Here is a 20,348-nt window from a genome sequence, read left to right as displayed (position 1 = left end):
GCTTTTGCTACCGGACTATTGTAAAAACCTTGCCAGATAACCGTTACTCCTGACACATTAACCTAATGATTTATATTCCAATAAAACAGAAAAATTACCGAATTAAAACAAGGGTAGACTATCTGTACCCAAGGGCACAAAAGCCATGCATGGAGAACCCTGTCAAACTATGAGCCGCTTTCGCCCCCTTGAGCACTTGTATTATGCGCATATAAATTATCCAGACCTTAAATACATAGATTTTACTGCCTTATTAGAATAAAATCACAAGCAATTAACGCCATAGCAGTTAATAAAAGCCTCTACGCTATACCTTGACTTTTTCTGAAAGAACTTTTTAACTGCAAAATTAGCCTTATTAAAAATAAGGCGAGGAAAGGAATGGGTGCAAAAACATGGATGCTCGCCTATACCGACGGTAACATCCGCGAGCTATTAAAAACCAATCCCCCAATGGATAGGGTAGCCACATCCGCCTTGGCGAAGCGGCTGTTTCCTTCCGAAACCCTCAAACCTATCGGCGACCGGGATTTATCATTTACCTGTCCGGTGGCTAATGAAATTCATATCGGCTGTTTTCCTGGTGTCAGCATCATTGCCGCCAAAGAATTCGGCGGCAACCGCCCATCCGATTTGCCCGCCCACTTTATCAACATGGCAACCGCCAATACGGTGTATCTACACGCTATGCACAGCGTAGTCATTTGGTCTGCCTATGCCATCTGGGTTAATGGCAAAATACAGCGCTCCTTGAGCGTTTGGTGTGATGGCGGAATTTTGGAAGACATCGGGACAAGGCTACCGTTCGAGGAACCGTATTGGTCAAGCCAGCATTCCGTTTTTGACGTCGATATAGATAAGGGCGAATTACCTTTTCTTTTTGATCCGCTCGATTTTGGTGAAGCGGCTTTAGCGGAATTGTTCGGCTATCACATAGCAGGTGCCGACGACCCCACCCACCTACAGCCCAAAAACATCCCTTTAGCAGGTTTCCAACGGGTAAATCCTTGGTGGAAACTATGGTAAGTTAGCCCTAATAAGCCATCTATTTTGTGTGCGGTTATCGCGGCGATTGCCGTAACATCAGGTTTATAATCACTCAAGGAGCATAAAATGCACTCACTAGGTATAGTCGTTGGTGAAGACGCAGAAAATCAATTGTTCGCGTTTTCCGATTATCTGGAAGAACCTTACCAAGCCTTTCTTAGTCCAGAGCAGATAGCAGAAATGGCCGATGAATATGAAGTAAGCCCCGACAACCTTGAATTTTTATGCAGGCATCTACAAGAATGGGCTGACGGCGAGGGTTTTATAGAAAATGGCCGGCTTGGCTATTGGTCGATAGAAAACCCCAACGGCAAATTTGACTGGTTCGACATTGGCGGACGTTGGGGCGGTTACCTTCAATTGGCATCAGGCGAACTTGTTGACCAAGCTTTGTTGAAAGACTTAGATATTGGTCTCTTACTGGGCAACGCGCCTGTCTTTGTCATCAAAGACGGCGAGTGGCTCACCGGGGACATGGAGCCGCTTGAGCCCGCTAACGAAGCTTGGATCACGCATTATCAAGCGATTATTAACAGCTTGCCGCCAGACTCCCTGATTACCGTGGTGGACATCCATCACTAAGGCAATGGCCGTAATGATAATTTCAGCCCATTCTCTCATGAGCCTTTCTTCACCAACGCATTGACACATCATGAAGACAGTAATCTATCCCCTAAATTATGCCGTCAACGCCATTAAAAACAGCCTCCATCAAGCAGAAGATTCTTTGTACCGCAACGGCGGCGCGTACAGCGACGAAGAGCGCCTTATCGCCGAGCATTCTGTAGAACGGGCATTCATAGGCTTATTGATCCTCTGTGAACATCTCGGGCTTGGCCACGCCCTTCAACAGATTGAAGGCCTATTTCAAGAAGCAAAAGGGCATTTTCTTGATTATAAAATGGGGCCGGACGGGCCTTATCTCATCTGGGGCGAAAAAATACGGCATTATGTTGACGGCATCGCCGCGGCACACGGACTGGAAACAACATCTGCCGCCGACATAACCGCACTGAAAGAAATCATTAAACGGACGCTCCACGTTATCTGCTCACCCAACCTCTTCCCTGCGCTTCCGGCAAGCAAAGCAGACATCCATGACCGGATTGAAGCCATCTTAAAATGCCATTTCGACGATTTAAAGCGAACGCCTGTCCTGTTAAGACCGCCCCGGCATTTTGCAGCGGACTCCGCTATTCCATCTTTAAAAACCCTGATTGAATATCAATTCGTCGATACCCTGCCAACCGCGACGCTAGTCGCCGAATATATCTCGGCAGGTATACACAGCACTTGCCCTCAGTGGGAGCATTTACTGCGGGTAGTGTACGAAACGCGGCCGTTCTTATCGGAAGAAGAATGGATAGCATCGCTACAGGACGGCGAGCCGGGCAGACCGTATAGTATTATTATCTTAACAGGCGATAAAAGTACCTCGCCTAACAGCATGTTCGGACGGCTATCGGCAACCCTCAATAAAGTTAGACGGTAACGGATTTTCTCGTTTCTTCACCCCAAACCATCAGCCATGCAACACTTCACGACCATCCCATTCGGCTTTAATTTTTAGGATACTTGGCAAAATACGGATGAAAATAGCCAGCAGTTCGGGGTCGAAATGCTGGCCAGAACCTTCTTTGAGAAACTCGATGCTTTTTTCGACAGGCCATGCGTCTTTATAAGGCCGTTTCATCGACAACGCGTCGAAGACATCGGCAATCGCGACAATACGCGCGGATTCGGGGATGGCTTTGCCCGTCAAGCCTTCGGGATAACCGCCGCCATCCCACTTTTCATGGTGATATAGGGCGACTTCCGCCGCCAGTTTGAACAGCGGAGCATCGCTTTTAGAGAGGATATCGTAACCGATGCGTGGGTGCGTCTGCATCAGCGCCCATTCGTCTGGAGTCAATTTATCGGGTTTGCGCAAAACCGAATCGGGAATGCCGATCTTACCCGTATCGTGCATGGGGGCGGCCAACTCCAATAAATTACACTGGTCTACAGGCCAACCCGCCGCCTCTGCCAAGGCGCGGGAATATGCTGCCATACGCCACAGGTGTTCACCAGTATCAGTGTCTTTATAATGTCCGGCATCACCAAGCATAAACACCGCATCACGCTGGGTTTTTTCCAGCTCGCAAGTACGCACCAACGACAAATGGGTGCGTACCCGTGCTTTGACAATACCCGCACTGACCGGCTTAGTCAGGTAATCGACGCAACCGACGGCAAAGCCTTCTTCTTCGTTGCCCAATTCCGACAGGGCAGTGACAAAGATAACCGGGATGGCTTCAAAGCGCGGATCAGCTTTTAAGGCGCGGCAAACGTGATAGCCGTCCATATCAGGCATGTTAATGTCGAGCAAAATCAGCCGGGGATGGTGCTTGGCTACCGCCGCTAAGGCCTGAGTGCCGTTGCGGGCAAACACCAAATTATAATCCGGCTCCAAAATTTGCCGCAGCATGGCGAGATTGGTAGGTTCATCATCTACGAGCAATAAAGGCAGGGTCATAGGAGCTCAATTCTTCAACGGTTTTAGTCAGCTATTAAGGTGGCCATCAAGGTGCGTACCGACAGTTCAGCAGCGCGAAAATCAAAATCACCTACCTGATTTTGCAGCAAGGCCAGATGTTCGGGGGCAAGTTGCCCTTGCAATTTTAACAACAGCGGTTCGACGCCGCTCGGACTGTCTTGGTCTAAAGCGTCTAATAACTGCACCAGCACCACCATAACCTCAGCCGAAGAGCTAGGTTTGGTTGTTAAAACTGGGCTTTTTTGTCCTTTTGTGCTTAATTTTTGCCACTGCGCTAGTGATAAGGATACTTCGTCAAGCGCGGCCTGTAAAGCCTCAGCTTCAGTCTGTGCGGCAAGCACTTCACCCGCCGCCAACCGCGCATCCACCGCCTGCGCTTGGGCGGCTACCGAGGTTAACGCTAACGTTGCCGCCACGCCTTTTAGCTTATGCGCCAAAGCGGCAGCGGCCGCACGGTCACCCGTTTCAAGGCAATGGCTAATGGTGCGCCCGGCATCGCTATACGCACTGGTAAACTTAGCCAAATAAGTGCGGTAGACCGCCTTATCTTGCCATTGCCCTAGCCCTGCCGCCACATCAATCCCCGGCAATAAACTAGGGTCTGCGGCGGTGTCAGGCTCAACCTGAGACGCTAATGCGGCGGTACGCTCTAGGGTAAAGTGCCGGATCACCGCGATTAATTGCCCGACATCAAACGGCTTAGCGACAAAATCGTCCATACCCGCCGCAGCAGCCGTCTCGCGCAGGGATTTAAAAGCCCCAGCCGTTAGGGCTATAATGGGTAATTTTTGCCAACGCGCCTCTTGGCGGATATGGCGGGTGGCCTCGTACCCATCCATACGCGGCATTTGGATGTCCATTAACACAATGTCAACCGCATCGGGATGGCTATACAACCAATCCAAAGCCTCTTGGCCATCAGCCGCCAAATTAACGCGAGCCCCGTCGGCTTCGAGGATGTGCTGCACCACGTCACGGTTGATGTCGCTATCATCCACAACCAACACCCGCACCCCCGGCAAACGTTGGTTGGGCAGGGGAGCTTCCGCCTCGCTTACTGTGCCGCCCCGCTCCACAGCGTTGATAATGCGGGTAATGGTGTTATATAAGGCCGAGGGCGTGACCGGTTTAGATAACACACCATCCACCCAAGTGATACCGGACTGGCCGAGCAATTCTTCGCGCGAATAGGCCGTTACCATAATAACGATAGGTGTGCTATTGGCGATGCGGATGGGATTTTTCCGTAAGTTTTCTTGGATGATTTGGGCGGTAAGCAGACCGTCTTGTCCGGGCATCTTCCAGTCCAGCAAAATCACATCATAAGGCTTAGGGCTATCTTGGCGCACTAAAATATGCGCCAGCGCGTCAGGGCCGGAACTGACGGTCTCGGCTATCCAGCCCAAACTGTGCGCCGTCAGCGCCAACGCTTCCCTGGCGGTGGCGCTGTCATCGGCTACCAGCAACGCCAAATTCGTCAGTTGGGCGGGCGTGCGCCGCCATTGCGGGTCTTTGGTGAGGGGCAGGACAAACCAAAACACACTACCCCGCCCAATCTCGCTGTCAACCTGTAATGCGCCGCCCATCAGCCGCACCAACTCTTGGCTAATCGCCAAACCTAAGCCGGAGCCACCAAACCGACGGCTGATGCTATTGTCGGCTTGGCTGAAGGCAGCAAAAATTTCCTGCTGTTGTTCGGGGGAAATGCCGATGCCAGTATCATGTACCCCAAAGCGCAGGCTCACCTGTTCCGACGTTTCGGTTTCGAGGCTGACCCGCAACACCACTTCGCCTTGTTCGGTAAATTTAATAGCATTACTGAGCAAATTGACCAGCACTTGTTGCAGGCGTAAGCCATCGCCGATAAGCCCGTCAATCGACGGAGCGGGGGTAATGACCAGTTCAATCGCCTTATCATTGGCAGCGGAGGACATTAACGCCGCCAAATCGTCCAAGATGTCCGACAAGCGGAACGGTACTTGCTCCATCTCCAAGCGCCCTGCCTCAATTTTAGAGAAATCCAGCACGTCATTAATAATCGCCAATAGCGAACGGCCCGCGCGGTGGATTTTGTAGACCAACTGCCGCACCTCATTATCCAACGGCTGTTGCTCCAACAAATAACAAAACCCCAACACCGCGTTCATCGGGCTGCGGATTTCATGGCTCATATTCGCCAAAAAGCTGGTTTTTACTTGTGACAGCCGCTCCGCCTCCTCACGCGCCAGTTGCAGTTCTTCGGTGCGGGTGGACACCAGTTGCTCCAAATGGTCGTGATAATGCAGCAACTCGGCTTCGCTGTGTTTGCGGCGGCTAATGTCTTGCACGGTGGCGACCCGATAAAGAATCGTTCCGGCACCATCCTTAACACTGACTAAATCAACCTGTACATCAAACACATAGCCGCCTTTGTGCTGGTAGCGCGATTCAAAGCTGATCCAACCCAAGGTATCGGCAACCTGTAAATGGGGCTTAATCGCCGCCTGTTCCTCAGGCGGATATAAAGCAGCAATCGGCAAACCCACCAGTTCGCTAGGATCACCGTAACCTTGCATAGACGCAAAAGCCGGATTACAAAAATTGATACCGTTAGTCAACGGGTTGCCGATGACAATACCGTGGGCACAATAGTGGAAGGCATCTGCCCAGCGCTGCAACTCAGCCGCTGTCCGCTTCTGGGCAGTAATATCCTGTACCGCCCCGATCATCCGCAACGGTACACCGTCCGCATCTTTTTCTAGCTCGGCAAACGCCAATAACCAACGGTACTGGCCATTGATGGGGCGGCTGCGGAATTCCAAACTGACTGGCTCACCCCCTGCTATTAATGCCTCCCGCCACGCTTGGACAGCCATGCGGTCATCAGAATAAACCAACTCCCCAAAAGCCTCCTTATTAGGCGGTGCATCGGTTGCCGACGACAAGCCAAACAGGCGGAAGGTTTCCTCACTCCAGCGGAGCTGCCCGGTTTTAATGTCCAACAACCAACTGCCGATATGGGCAATCGCCTGTGAGGCCGCCAACAGCCGTTCTTGCTCGCGCAGGGAGTCCTCTATGGCCTTACGCCCGCTAATGTCAATCAGATGCGTCACCAAGCCCTTAAAAGCTCCTTGCAAGGGGACGACATCGAGCCTAAACCAACGCTGCCCATCGCCAATAGCCAAGAGGAACTCTTGCGAAAAACGCGCTTGGTCGCCATTCAGCACCGCCTGTAAGCCCTGCAAAATTTGCGTGGCCTGCTGTTGGTCGGTGCTATCACGGCACATAGCAAAATAATTATGGCCAATATCTTCTGGCTGTAATATGCCATAGCTAGCGGCTGTGGAAAAGTTTTGGCCGTCTTGGTTAACATGGATAATCGTACCCTGATCGTCCAATACGGCAATAGAACTGTCCAGCGAATTCATCACCGAGCGTGTCAGATTTTCCGAAGCCCGCAAGCTCTCCAGCAAGCGGCGGTGTTCGGTCATATCATTCGCCAAGACCACCATCACCGGACGGCCATGTAAGATCAGGGCATGGATATTAATTTGCACCCACAATAACGTGCCGTCTTTCTTTTTATGCTGCCACTCGCCCAAATTGATTGGCCGGTCAAATTCGTTCAAGGTCATTTCAATTGCCGCCAGCGTCCGCTCGATTTCCGTCTCAGGGCGAATATCCTTAATACTCAGCACTAAAAATTCCTCGCGCGTATAGCCGTATTTAAGCAAGGCGGCACTGTTAACATCCAGAAACATCAGCGTTTCATAGTCCAAAATATACATCGGCACGGGGTTGGCCGTAAAAATCAGCCGATAATAGGCTTCCGAAGCCCGAATGCTTTCCTCCGCCTGCTTTAGCTCATGGATGTCAGTACAAGTGCCAAACCATTTATAAATAGCTCCCGACCCGTCGAGAACCGGCACGCCCCGCACCAACCACCAACGGTACTCGCCGTCGGCACGGCGCAGACGGGATTCCAGCGAATAGATGCCGTTGTGATGCACCGCCTGATGCCAAGCCGCTATAGACTGTTGCCGCTCATCAGGATGAAACGGAATGCTCCACCCGTCGCCATAGCTTTCCGCCAAACCCAGCCCGGTATACCCGCACCATTGCGAATTGAAATAATACGTCATACCCTCACGGTCAGTGGCCCAAACAATTTGCGGCATGGATTCCGCCAACCAGCGAAACTCCCGCTCACTGGCCGCCAGTGCCTGTTCGCTGACCTGGGCCGCCAATTCCGCCTGTTTGCGCCCGGTAATATCCTGTACCGTACCATACAAGCTAGTGATCGTGCCGTCGGCCGCCCGTACCGCCATACCCCGCGCGGTAATCCAACGGCGGCCACCGTCCGCCCGCAACACTTCGGCATCGCACTCATAAGGCAAACCCGCCGCCAGAGCCGTTTCGACAGCGGCAGTGAGTTGCGCCCACGTTTCAGGGGTAAAAAGCCTCTGGACAGCCGGATAAGTGAGCGCGGGCAGTGCCGGATCCAGCCCATAAATACGGTAGGTTTCTTCCGACCAAGTGTGCGTATCGGTAGCGACCTCCCAACGCCAGTTCCCCAACCCCGCCAGCCGTTGCGTCTCCAGCAACTCCTGGTCTTTTCTGGCCAACGTTTGCTCGGCTTCTTTGCGGTTTTGGATATCTTCAACAATACCCGCTAATAACAGCGGCTCGCCTTGCGGGTCTAAACGGTGGCCACCCTTAGCACGGATCCAGCGTACCACTCCATCGGCACGGCGTATTCGGCACTCAAAATCCCAATCCGAATGGGTCTGGGTCGCCTCCTGAAAACAGCTATGGACACCCAACCTATCCTCAGGCACAACATGCTCCAAAAACTGCTCATAAGTCCAACTATCAAGCGGGGTCGAGTAACCAAAAATCTGGTCATGCAAGGCCGTGCGTTGTGACTGATGGGTCAGCAAATCTAACTCCCAAGCCCCAACTTGCAGAGTGCTAAGGGCAAAATTCAAACGCTGCCCGCTATCTTGCAAGTGCTGCTCCAGCTTTTTCCGGCTGCTAATATCAATGACGATACCGCGATACAGCGTCACCGCCCCGTCCGCATCGGCATCCGCCTGCCCGCGCGACATCAGCCAACGCTCTTGGCCGGGCGGACAGCCGGCGACGCGCCATTCCAAAACGATACCTGTACCGCTTTGCACGGCCTCATTCAGACGCTTAAGCACCGCTTCCCGGTCATCAGGATGCACAGACGATAACCACAGCTCATAAGACGGCTCGGCACTCCCAGGCACCAAACCATAAAGCCCCCAAAGGTTGGACGACCACTCATTACGGTTAGTCCGTACATCCCATTCCCACAACCCGGCCTCGGCGGCTTCCAAGGCTAGCCGTAAACGGGATTGGCTAACATCCAAATTGTGCGCACCTATCTGGCGCAATTGCGCATAAGCCGTTTGTAAAAGCCCATGTACCACACTGAACATCACCCCCATCACCCCAAACACCAATGCCGAATACAGATGCCGGGAGTCCTGAATAACCCAAGACCACTGAGTGGGAATAAAGATATAAATGCCTAGGACGATGGCGACACCCGTCGCCATCAGGCCGCCGATAAAACCGCCCACCCAAGCGCTGATAAAGACCGCCGGATACAAAAACAGCCACGTCAACGGCGGCAGATAAGGCCACAACAGCCATTGCAGCACAGCGGCAAACACCGGCATTAACACCGCCAACAACAACCGCCAGACTTTATGCCCGCCCAACGGATCAACCAGCAGCCCGGATATTAAGAGAGCCGGACGTATCATTTTCATATCTGCACCTTTGTTAATCAGTCCGCCCCCATTGGCAACCTGACTGCCGAAGTGCGGGATCTTTAAATCCTAAAAGCATAACACCCCATGTTAACCTGTTATATATACTCTGAGCAGAGAAAATGTCCAATTTTTTGCTGTATAACATCAGCTAAGCACTGGATTTATCGGAAAATAAGCATTTGCGCAGCAACCAACTACTAAAACACAGCGACCCGCTATTGAAACCCTTTCACATTGAATTGTTTAATAACCCGTTTTGATACCCATGAATGAACAGCAAAGCATATCAAACACTTGAAAAATGGCGTTGTTCATCAATAAGGGCGTTTATATAATTATGTTTATTCACCACATAGGCCATCATCACTTTACCTTTCAATCTGAATTGTAGGATGTTTGGTGCAGGTGTAGTTGATCGGGTATTCTATGTATACTTCAAACGGTCAAGTTTTCGGTTTTAGGATTAACCGAAAACTTGGCCGTTCACAGTATCTCTTTGCTTTGTTGTCATGCCCTATGAAATACACTCGTTACTTTTGATGCTATGACTTATCACTATCCCGACGCAGTATTAATGGTGTTCTGCAAAGCCCCTGTCCCAGGGCAGGTTAAAACCCGCTTAATCCCCACCCTCAGTGCTAGGCAAGCCGCCGACGCACATATCGCCCTTGCCCGCCATACCCTGCATATAGCAACTAAACGGCCTTTATGCGACGTACAATTATGGTGCGCACCATCGCCAGCGCATCCTTTTTTTCAGGCCGCAGCGCAGAATTTTAGCGTGACGTTAAAAACCCAGCAAGGCAATGACTTAGGCGCACGGATGGCGGACGCATTTCAGGACGTTTTGCAAAACTACGCCCACGCGCTCCTGATTGGTTGCGACTGCCCATCCTTGACTGAGGCGGATTTGGCGCAGGCATTAACCGTGTTACAGAAAGGCTATGACAGTGTATTAGCACCGACCGAAGATGGCGGCTATAGCTTAATTGGCCTAAACCAAACCGCTGCTCAACTGTTTGCTGCTATGCCGTGGAGTACGCCGCAAGTGCTGCCGGAAACCCGTGCGCGTAGCCAGCGTTTAGGACTACAATGCTATGAATTGCGGGAACAATGGGATGTGGACACCCCAGCCGATTGGGCGAGATATAAACAATGGTGCGGGGGTATTTAAGGGGGCTTTGTGGGCAGAGCCACAAGGGTTGAGGCTCTGCGGGTTGGATGAGGAGTATGATTAAACGTTGCCAAAAAATACGGTGAAAAACATGACGCTTACCACCACTAGGCCAAAAACCCAAAATAACTTTAACTCATCAAACTGTTTTTTTACTTGTTTCATCATCAGATACCTCCCGACATTTATTACCATAAACGGAAGCTATTCGATCGGACGGCTTACAACACCCTAGCCCCCGTCTTCTGGGGGCATTTCGTCAGTGTCTGGAAAAACGTCGTCACCCGACGGAAGAGCTGCCTGCTCTTCAATAGAAGGCTGATGACTGTCGTCAAGCAATAAGGCCGTTAAGGCGGCGAGCTTATCAGCATCGACAAGACCTGCTTTATAATGGCGTTTTAACTGCTTAACAAAAGGATGTAGCGCGGGATTGATTTTTAAGGTCGGTTGCGGCGGTTTCTTTTGCTCCGGCGGTAAGGCCTTACGTCCCCGTTTATCTTTTTTCTTAGTCATAAATTGCTCAATTATTAAAAAGTAACCTCAGTATAACAGGTATAGGGCGGTATGCAAGAAAATAAAGAGTTACCTTTAAAATTAATTTCAGGCTTGTGCCTAAGGCAAAAAAACTGATTAAATGGCTTTGAATAGCTTTGCTACCGAACGCTTTTTTTATAAGAATAATTGCCGCTTATCAATTAGTTATACAAAAAAATTAAAGACATGCAAAGTGGGGAACCCCTTCAGCAGGCACAAAACCCGTTTAGAAGCCCGCGTGACCCTATTCGTTTGCCACTGGCAATTCCGGCCTTTAAAATCGCCAAACATCGCATCTATACTGTGAACGGCCAAGTTTTCGGCTTTTACAATTCACTGTAGGGTACGCTGTGCGTACCTTTTGCACTGATTTTATGATGATTTTTTAAAGGTACACATTTATGCCCCTGAGGGTACAGCGTACCCTACCAAAAAACCGAAAACTTGACCGTTTGAAGTATATGCAAAGATGTTTCGGGTAGTATTGGTTGATCTTTTGGGGCAATACTACCCGCCCCTTCTCCCTATAACTCCGATACGCGGCGGGCTATTGCCCATTAACATAACCGTAACATTAAGTAGTGCCGACAAATATACTTAAACCCGAACAAATTCTAATATAATAGCCGCTTAACTTATTTACTTTTCAGGAAACATAGATGAACCCCTCAGAATGGTTTACCGAACAGCTCCCCGGAGCGGACTCAGCCTTTTCTTTAAAAATCAAAAAGAAATTACACGAAGAACAATCGGCTTTCCAATTTTTAGAGATTTACGAAACCGAAACCTTCGGCAACCTGATGGTGATTGACGGTTGTACAATGGTGTCTACGCGTGATAACTTCTTCTATCATGAAATGATGAGCCACCCTGCCCTGTACACCCACCCTAACCCAAAACGGGTTTGGATTATCGGTGGCGGCGATTGCGGAACCTTAAAAGAAGTGTTAAAACATGACTCTGTCGAACACGCCGTACAAATTGACATTGACGAGCGCGTGACCCGTTTGGCGGAAATTTATTTCCCCGAATTGTGCGATTCCAACGGCGACCCGCGTGCGGAACTGAAATTTATCGACGGCATTAAATGGGTCAAAGAGGCCGAGCCAAATTCAGTAGACATTATCATTGTCGACAGCACCGACCCAGTGGGTCCTGCCGAAGGCCTGTTCAGCAAAGCGTTTTACCACGATTGCTTTAACTGCCTGTCCGAACACGGCATGGTCGTCCAACAAAGCGAATCGGCGCTCTACCATCTGAAACTGATCGGCGAAATGCGCGGGGCAATGGCATCGGCGGGGTTCGGGCATTTGCAAACCCTGTTCTTCCCGCAGTGCATCTACCCTTCGGGTTGGTGGAGCGCGACCATTGCCAGCAAAGCCAGCTTGGCAAAATTCCGTGAATTGGAAGCCGCCAATAAGCCCTTTGATACCACTTATTACAATGTTGATATTCATAGAGCGGCGTTGGCACAACCCGAATTTTTCAAAAAAGCGTTTTCATTATAAAAAAACCGGATGCAGGAATTGAATACATTTAGGCTTATAGAGCGTATCAGTAACCTGTTGCGCTCGGAAGAGCGAAAAAAATTTGCCGCTATCGGTTTGCAGCCTGTGCATATCCAAGTCTTGGATTACCTGTCCACCTGCAACCGCTTTAGCGATACGCCAGCGGCGGTCGCCGAATACTTAGGCCTGACCAAAGGCACCATTTCCCAATCCATACAAGTGCTGGAGCGTAAAGACTATGTCAGCAAAAGCCAAGATAGCGAGGACGGACGGGTGGTGCATTTGGCCTTATCGGAAGCCGGCAGGCAATTATTGGAAGAAATTAAGCCAATAGACGTGTTTGCCCAAGCCCAGGCCATTATTTCGTCGCATAACTTTACGACGCTGGAAGATGCCTTAAACAGCGTCTTGATTGAACTGCAAAAAGCTAACAATGCCAAAAGTTTTGGGGTTTGCCATTCGTGCATCAATTTTGTTGAGGTGGAAAACCACTACCTCTGCAATTTGACCCAACTGCCCTTAAGCCAAAACGATTCGGTTAAAATTTGCCGTGAGCATGTCCTTGCTGACGGCTTTGGCCCCTCTACTGCCACCTCCCCCTAGTAGACCCTTTTTATAGTGAGAGCCCTTATGTTTGACCCTAAAGCCATTGATGACATCGCCAACCGTTTGGCAGGCGCTATCCCGCCCGGCCTGAACAGCTTTAAAGAAGACTTGGAAAAAAACTTCCACGCCATTTTGCAAAGCGCGTTAAGCAAACTGGATCTGGTAACCCGTGAAGAGTTTGAAGTGCAAAAAATGGTGCTGGCCAAAACCCGCAGCAAATTGGAAGACTTAGAGCAACGCGTCGCCGCTATGGAACAATCACAGAGCAGCCAGCAAGAAGGTTAAGGCGGCCCTAGGCCGCAGATTGCCGCAATCTGCAAATACCTAGCCACTTTGTCACTGGCGGTGCCCCCACACCGCCAGCCGTTTTCTGCCTACACCCATCTTTTGCGGTGCAGACCCCGCCTTTTTCCGGCCTGCTATGCCCGGCTTAACGCCCCTCGCGCTTATACGGCACCTGCCTTAGGCGATACCGTTCGGTGCCGCGATTAATGACGGTACTAAAAATACAGCTTAACCCATTTGATTAACCTGACCGACATGAAACCCATAGAACTCCTATCCCCCGCCGGCACCATCAAAAACATGCGCTATGCCTTCGCCTTTGGTGCCGATGCCGTTTACGCAGGCCTGCCGCGCTACAGTCTTAGGGTGCGCAACAACGACTTTCTCGCCGATAATTTGGCGAAAGGCATTAATGAAGCTCACCAACAAGGCAAAAAGTTTTTTTTGGCGACCAATGTCATCCCCCATAACGCCAAAGTCAAAACCTTTATTAAAGACCTGACCCCCATTATCGCCATGCAGCCGGACGCATTAATCATGGCCGACCCCGGCTTAATGATGATGACACGGGAAACCTGGCCGGACATGCCAATACACCTGTCGGTACAGGCCAACACCGTCAATTATGCGGCGGTCAATTTCTGGAAAAGTATGGGCGTTGAGCGGGTGATTTTGTCGCGGGAATTGTCCTTGGATGAAATTGCCGAAATCCGCCAGCGTTGCCCTGATATGGAATTGGAAGTGTTTGTCCACGGTGCGTTGTGCATCGCCTATTCGGGGCGTTGTTTGCTGTCCGGTTATTTCAACCACCGCGACCCCAACCAAGGCACCTGCACCAACTCCTGCCGTTGGAAATACGACACCCTGCCCGCACATGAAAATGCCGAAGGCGACACCGTACTGGCAGGCGGCTCCTTATCGCTAGCCGACATCAGCACCGCCAGTTGCGGCGGCGCGGAACGCCACCCCTTAGCCGACAATATTTATTTTCTGGAAGAGGAAGGCCGCAAAGGCGAACTGCTGCCGATCATGGAAGATGAAAACGGCACTTACATCATGAACTCCAAAGACTTACGCGCCATTGAGCATATCCATCGCTTGGTCGACATCGGTGTGGACAGCCTAAAAATCGAAGGCCGCACCAAATCGCATTATTATGTCGCGCGTACCGCACAGTCTTACCGCCAAGCCATTGACGATGCCCTGGCAGGCCGCCCGTTCCAACCGGAACTGATAGGCGTGTTAGAAAACCTGGCTAACCGGGGCTATACCGACGGCTTTTACCAACGCCACCACACCCACGAACAACAAAACTACATCACTGGCTACTCAAAAAGCCACCAGCAACAGTTTTGCGGCGAAATCAGAGACTACGACCCAGCGACTGGGCTGGCGACTATTGATGTGAAAAACAAATTTTCAGTAGGGGATAAGCTGGAATTGATCTTGCCGACAGGCAATCAGGACATCACCGTAGAACGTATGGAGAACCTGCATGGGCAAGCCATGCACGAAGCGTCCGGCGGCGGTTACGAAGTCAAAATACCCTTGCCGACAGGCGCGGACGGCTACGGCTTATTAGCCCGTTATACCGACCAAACCGAGATGGTGGGCGAATAAGGCAAAAGCCTGGAGCGCGGGCATCTTGCCCGCAAGGGCGGGCAAGATGCCCGCGCTCCAAAAATACGGCTTAGACGCGTCTCTTACAACACCTTACGGAACTTAAACTTGCGGGTATCCGGCTCCTGCCGCGTTTTGCCGCCGCCCTGGTCCCCGTCCCAAGTGCTTAAGCGCAGATACGCATCCGACAGGCCGACAATAATAAAAAACAAGGTGCAGCTTTGGTTCATCATCGCCACGGTCGCCACGGCGATAAAATACATCAAAAAAATCGCCGATAACGAGAACGCCAAAGAACTGCCCCTAGGCTCGGTTATGGGCCGGGACATACCGTGGATAATCAGGCGCACCATCATGCCCAGCATAATAACCAGCAGCAACATTAAGGCAATCACGCCGTGGTTTAAATAAGTCAGCAAAAAATGGTTGTCGATGGACTCAAACCCCGGCACTTCCGGCCATTTCATCAGCCCCCAACCCCACCATAAACGTTCGCTGGCAACATCCATGTACTCCGTCACCAGTTCATAACGGTAGGCGGCGGTTTCTTGGTTATCATCTTTGGCATTTTTACGCCCGACCGACGCATAACTTAAAAACGCCAGCAACAACGGCAAACCGATGAACACCATCACCGCGACGACCGCCGTCACCGCCGCCACCCGTTGCTTGGAGCGGCCAATGATGACAATCCCGGCCGCCACAATCCCCGCTAACCACTGGCCTTTGCCTAAGGTGGACAACACGCCGCCAAAAATCATCAGCGTAAAAAACTGCCCCGGCTTGAGCTTGAACGCCTTCAACCATGTCAAATGCTTCATTTTCTCAGGCCACGCCTCCGACCACTGCAACCAACGTTGCAAACGGTAGCCGACCGCCATAATCACCCCATCCAGCAAACAATGCCCATAAGGCCCCGCCGCCCGCGCCAAACCAAACCGGAAGGTGGTAATCCAACCCAAGCCCTGTCCAGGAAAAAACATCCCCAGATAGGCTTGCCAGAGATTGAAACCAAACTTATTCTCGAACAAATTCAGCACAAACACGAACGACAAACACAGCACCACGCTTTTGGCGAAGTCATAGCGCAAATTAAACGGCTCAATCAGGCTTTTGGCGAAAATATACGGGAACATCACCGAAGTGAGTTCAAAAAACATCAGATTCTGCGCGTCGGCATAGCCGGAAGCGAGAAACTCGGAAAACGACACCGAAAAGGCGTAAAAACCGACCAGCAAATCGGTCAGGCTAAACTTATATCCCGGCGAGCCTTGCATGACAAACACCGCAAACAAGGCCACCGACGCGCTTTGGTTAAACGACGGGTCAGGCAAACCAGGGGTGATGGCGCGGTAATAGTCCGGCAACAGCAATAAGGTCGGGATATACACCCAAATGAACGCCTTGGTCACCGATTGGTTTTGTGCCACATAATACGCCCACAGCCCCGGCAAATACGCGATATACGATAACATTCAGGCCTTAATGACACGGGCAGGGATACCCACCGCCACCGCCCCGGCGGGGATGTCTTTGGTCACCACCGCATTCGCCCCAATCACCGCGCCCTCGCCTATCGTCACCCCGCCCAAAATCGTCACCCCCCGCCCTATCCAAGCATTGCGCCGTACCACAATCGGCTGACCGACATGGCCGCTATGGCGCATGGACGCATCACTGACAATACGGTGGTTGGCATCACGCAAACTGGAATATTCGCCAATCATCACCCCGTCTTCCAAGGTAATGGCCGCAAACGCCACCAAATGCACCCCCCGCGACAACACCACCTCATCACCCATGGCAATCCGCCCGGCTTCTTGGGTTTCCAGATACAAATCGCGGTAAAGATAGAGGTTTTTGCCTAATACAATGTTTTTGGTGCCGTGCAACTCAGGCGTACCCAACACCACCACCGACGGGTGCAACTTACCGTGCAACGCACTGTTGAAACGCGCACTTGCCCATAAACGGCTACAAGCCTCCAACTTATTGGTCAGCGCGGCGATAGGTTGCAGGGTTTTTACGAGGATTTTTTTTATCAGATAGCTCATGGAATTTATTTTTAGACACATCAACAAAAGACCCCAAGACTCATATAAACTAAATATACTAATTTCAAAAATATAAACCTAAATATCAAAGGGTTGTAAACTTACAAAAAAACATTAATGGGCATCGATCATTCGGTCTTTTTTCCAAGCTTCCCAATGTGGCGAAGGTTTCATAATGTCATAATCGATATAGCGAATTAATTCATTATAAGCTGTTCTTATTTCTTCAAGCGTAGCGGATGATTTTTCTAAATAGGGTTGAATCCATTGGCATAATGCTTCGAGCTGGGAGGGTGTGGCCGTTATCTGCGCTGGAGATTGCATATTTAACCGACGATAAAATAAAAATGGTAACAAGACGATATTTTTGTTTGAGGGAATACCAAATAAATAAAACGCATTGATTTTGCTATTTTCTTTCAGATAAAGAGTTTCCCAACGATTATCTAAATCGTTCAACACGAAACGATTATTTTTACGTCTATCGACACTTATCAATTTTATGGCTAACGCCTTCGGGCTATACAATGGCTGGGGTTTCTTGGCAAATTGGTAAATAAGGGTCAAATCGCTATTTTCATACTCTTTGCTTTCGATAATTTGTATTGTATTACCTGCTGTTTTCATCCATTCTTTGATGATAATTTCCTTGGTATAAGCACCATAACTATCATCTATTTGAAAATCTCCTGAAATAGGAGGGAGCAAAATTTGCAAATCTGGCAAGGGCAAATTACACATAGTCCAATTTTCTTTCCCAAACAGATATTCAAAACTAATTTTATCGGTTGTTACGGGGTTGGGTGCATTAAGCTTAAGCCAGTCACGATCAAGTTTTTTAGCTAGTTCAATCCAGTTATGCTCATATTGCATTGCCATTCGTTCAAGAAAGAAAGAATAGGCTGGTTTTGATTCCTCTTTAATTTGATTTATATATTCGGCGGCTAATTGTTCAAGTGCCGCTAGCACTATATCTCTAAATTCTTTAACGGCACTATCACTCAATCGCTCACGGTTAGCTGTTAGCCACTTGCCGGCTTTTCCTGATAACAGATTTATTTTTATGGAGGCAATAGGTAAATCATTAAGACATTTTTGCTCAAAAGGCTGGCCTCGATACAAAGTTTCAGATCCGGCAAACGACGAAGAAAAAACACCAGAGAGGTTTAAATCAGCCACCAACTCTAGTTGATGCTCTTTAACAATGTAAAAACTTTTTTGCCGTGTAATCTTACTATATTTATCACTATTATCATTAAAATCACATAAAAGTCCTATAGGCTTCATAGGCTTCATAGGCTTATAAATTGCGTTCATATCTCTGCATACCCAAACAAGACTATTCGTTGCAAATTCTCGAATTTTTTCGGCCAGGTCTGCCGCTTCAAGTGGGAGAGTATCATCCAAAACAGGATCAAATGAACTTATAATCTGACTTTTAATAGAATATTCATCATAACGATTATATTTATAAGATTTAGGAAGTCTTTCAAGAAAAATAACAACCTCAACTGTTGTTCCAAAGGACATGGTAATATCATTGTCTAAGAGTTTGAATTCGACTAACCCTTCTTTTTCCCCAAGAGGGCTGTGCATAATAACGTCTAGCGTCTCATTAGTAAAAACGCTTTTGGTTATCAGCTTCACCTTATCAGACAGCAAAAATACACTTTGAAATCCAATGCCAAATGCTCCCGATGGTTTCATCCATTCCGGCATGGTATTGATTTTTTGCTGGCGCGGGGCATTGGCCTGAGAACTACCTATACGGAGCATATAGCCTAAATCATCGCGGCTAATGCCTGTGCCTTGGTCAGTGATTGTCAGTTTCCACCGCGATTTGCCAGAGGGTGTGTCGGCATCTGGTTCGGTTTCTTCAAGCAAAGCCGTCACATCACCTGTTTTTAAAATATCCTGAACTTCATCAGTAAACGGATTTTTCCAGATATTGCTATCAGCGGGATATTTTTTTTGGTTAAGCAGCCACAACTTAAGCAAGGTGGCATCAACTGCGTTTTGCAGTAATTCACGGATACAGGGAAAGGCATCGCTGTACAGGCTCTCGCTAAGCAGTTTAGTGGCTTGTTTGCCATCAAGGCTGAATTGTGGACGCTGCCCTTCATTCAGCAGTTGTTGATTACCGCTTAAACGTACCTCAATGTGGCCTAATGTCGGTAATGAGCCAAACTCGCGCTTTGGCACAATGTCTTGCCAGTGTGACATTTGGTCTTGCATTTCTTGCTTGAGCCAATCGAACCATTTAAAGGCTTCCAGATAACCGTCTATGGTTGTGCATTCGGCGGTAATCTCAATGCGCTCAGGGTCAATCCTCAAATGCCGGATGCCCGCGTGCTTGTCTTCATGGGCTTTACTGAGCGGTGGGCGATTTTCGCCCGCAATAAGTTGCATCACCGGACAAAAGCGGTTGTCATCCAAGTCGAGCAAGTCGCCCAGCCGTAATAGGCAGGCGACAAATCGGGGATGGCAATTATCCCCCATCATCAATCCGTCTTCACGGAAAAGTAGGCTCATCGGGGCGAGCAAGTCTTTAAACGGCAAGCCGTGCATCTTGCAGATATGCCCCAATAATTTGAATAACCGAGTGGGGATCAGTTCGGTGCGCGGGGAGCTGATGCCTGCACTTGTCCAGGGATCTTCAACAATTTTGCCTGCTCGGCTGGCGTGTTGCCGCCGAAACCATTCCGCCATCAATTCCCGAAACTTATCCACGGCTTCTAAAGGCGTATCAGCTCCCCCGAAGCATTGCGACATATTATTAAGCTTAAAACTCAGGCAAAAACGGTGCAGGCCGTGATGGGGGTTATTGCGGATTTCATCAACGTAGTGCTGAAAATCGGTTTGACTAAAAGCATCTTGAATATCCTTATGTGGTACAACCATACCTATGTCGTGCCAATACGCCGCTTCTAGCAAGAGCCAAGTATCGGCGGCTGTGAGCCGGGCGATATTGTCTTCGCCTAACAGGCGTTCAATATTGATTAGAATCTGCTTGCTATGGGATTCATCATGGCGGCTGTAATGCGGGAATAGATTGCCAACGGTTTGCAGGGCTTTTGGAATGAGTTTTTCATCAAATCCCCATTGGTTGACTAGCATTTCTAGGGCAGAGTGCTCTTCCGCTTTTTTTTTAAGATGTTTAATTAAAAAATCTGCCACAAATATCCTCTTTGTCTAAATATG

At 49.6% G+C, this 20,348-nt stretch carries 14 protein-coding genes; 8 read left to right on the top strand and 6 right to left on the bottom strand.

Going from position 1 to position 20,348, the window contains the following annotated elements; all coding sequences use genetic code 11:
• The first annotated feature begins 381 nt into the window (after positions 1-381).
• The 3 genes from CEK71_RS01835 to CEK71_RS01825 all read left to right on the top strand — a co-directional run bounded on the left by CEK71_RS01835 (position 382) and on the right by CEK71_RS01825 (position 2,539).
• Positions 382-1,026: a DUF6928 family protein gene (locus CEK71_RS01835; protein WP_088617789.1), complete on the top strand. Its 645-nt coding sequence runs from the start codon at positions 382-384 to the stop codon at positions 1,024-1,026.
• A gap of 87 nt (positions 1,027-1,113) precedes the next feature.
• Positions 1,114-1,629: a hypothetical protein gene (locus CEK71_RS01830; RefSeq protein WP_088617788.1), complete on the top strand. Its 516-nt coding sequence runs from the start codon at positions 1,114-1,116 to the stop codon at positions 1,627-1,629.
• Between the two features lie 70 nt (positions 1,630-1,699).
• Complete coding sequence (locus CEK71_RS01825; protein WP_088617787.1) at positions 1,700-2,539, top strand: hypothetical protein; 840 nt, start codon at positions 1,700-1,702, stop codon at positions 2,537-2,539.
• A gap of 30 nt (positions 2,540-2,569) precedes the next feature.
• On the opposite strand, the gene CEK71_RS01820 is transcribed toward CEK71_RS01825, so the two are convergent.
• Together CEK71_RS01820 and CEK71_RS01815 are read right to left on the bottom strand one after the other, a co-directional pair.
• Positions 2,570-3,562, bottom strand: a complete 993-nt coding sequence (locus tag CEK71_RS01820) for a response regulator (RefSeq protein ID WP_088617786.1) — start codon at positions 3,560-3,562, stop codon at positions 2,570-2,572.
• Positions 3,563-3,585: 23 nt separating this feature from the next.
• Positions 3,586-9,363 (bottom strand): PAS domain S-box protein, encoded by a 5,778-nt coding sequence (locus tag CEK71_RS01815; RefSeq protein WP_088617785.1) that lies wholly within the window; start codon positions 9,361-9,363, stop codon positions 3,586-3,588.
• A gap of 547 nt (positions 9,364-9,910) precedes the next feature.
• Between CEK71_RS01815 and CEK71_RS01810 the strand changes: the two genes are divergently transcribed.
• Positions 9,911-10,540: a TIGR04282 family arsenosugar biosynthesis glycosyltransferase gene (locus CEK71_RS01810; RefSeq protein WP_088617784.1), complete on the top strand. Its 630-nt coding sequence runs from the start codon at positions 9,911-9,913 to the stop codon at positions 10,538-10,540.
• 231 nt (positions 10,541-10,771) lie between these two features.
• Here the strand turns inward: CEK71_RS01810 and CEK71_RS01805 are convergent, their stop codons facing one another.
• The gene (locus CEK71_RS01805; RefSeq protein ID WP_088617783.1) at positions 10,772-11,053 is read right to left on the bottom strand and encodes a hypothetical protein; all 282 of its coding nucleotides are present in this window, start codon (positions 11,051-11,053) and stop codon (positions 10,772-10,774) included.
• 680 nt (positions 11,054-11,733) lie between these two features.
• Here CEK71_RS01805 and speE point away from each other — a divergent pair.
• The 4 genes from speE to trhP all read left to right on the top strand — a co-directional run bounded on the left by speE (position 11,734) and on the right by trhP (position 15,093).
• On the top strand, positions 11,734-12,582 hold the full coding sequence (speE, locus tag CEK71_RS01795) for a polyamine aminopropyltransferase (protein ID WP_088617781.1): 849 nt from the start codon (positions 11,734-11,736) through the stop codon (positions 12,580-12,582).
• A 9-nt stretch (positions 12,583-12,591) separates the two neighbouring features.
• Positions 12,592-13,185: a MarR family winged helix-turn-helix transcriptional regulator gene (locus tag CEK71_RS01790; protein WP_088617780.1), complete on the top strand. Its 594-nt coding sequence runs from the start codon at positions 12,592-12,594 to the stop codon at positions 13,183-13,185.
• A gap of 27 nt (positions 13,186-13,212) precedes the next feature.
• Complete coding sequence (ubiK, locus tag CEK71_RS01785; RefSeq protein ID WP_088617779.1) at positions 13,213-13,473, top strand: ubiquinone biosynthesis accessory factor UbiK; 261 nt, start codon at positions 13,213-13,215, stop codon at positions 13,471-13,473.
• 255 nt (positions 13,474-13,728) lie between these two features.
• Positions 13,729-15,093, top strand: coding sequence for a prephenate-dependent tRNA uridine(34) hydroxylase TrhP (gene trhP / locus CEK71_RS01780; protein WP_088617778.1), 1,365 nt, complete (start codon positions 13,729-13,731; stop codon positions 15,091-15,093).
• Between the two features lie 83 nt (positions 15,094-15,176).
• On the opposite strand, the gene CEK71_RS01775 is transcribed toward trhP, so the two are convergent.
• The 3 genes from CEK71_RS01775 to CEK71_RS01765 all read right to left on the bottom strand — a co-directional run bounded on the left by CEK71_RS01775 (position 15,177) and on the right by CEK71_RS01765 (position 20,324).
• Positions 15,177-16,568 carry an O-antigen ligase family protein gene (locus CEK71_RS01775; RefSeq protein WP_088617777.1) on the bottom strand — a complete coding sequence of 464 codons (1,392 nt, stop codon included), beginning with the start codon at positions 16,566-16,568 and terminating at the stop codon, positions 15,177-15,179.
• The gene (locus tag CEK71_RS23845; protein WP_088617776.1) at positions 16,569-17,147 is read right to left on the bottom strand and encodes an acyltransferase; all 579 of its coding nucleotides are present in this window, start codon (positions 17,145-17,147) and stop codon (positions 16,569-16,571) included.
• A 114-nt stretch (positions 17,148-17,261) separates the two neighbouring features.
• A complete protein-coding gene (locus CEK71_RS01765) occupies positions 17,262-20,324 on the bottom strand; it encodes an HD domain-containing protein (RefSeq protein ID WP_088617775.1) in 3,063 nt (1,020 codons plus the stop codon).
• Between the last annotated feature and the right edge of the window lie 24 nt (positions 20,325-20,348).

The sequence above is a fragment of the Methylovulum psychrotolerans genome (assembly GCF_002209385.1).
Lineage (GTDB): Bacteria > Pseudomonadota > Gammaproteobacteria > Methylococcales > Methylomonadaceae > Methylovulum > Methylovulum psychrotolerans.
Note: the sequence above shows the minus strand (reverse complement) of the source record. Positions and strands in the feature narration are given on the sequence as shown.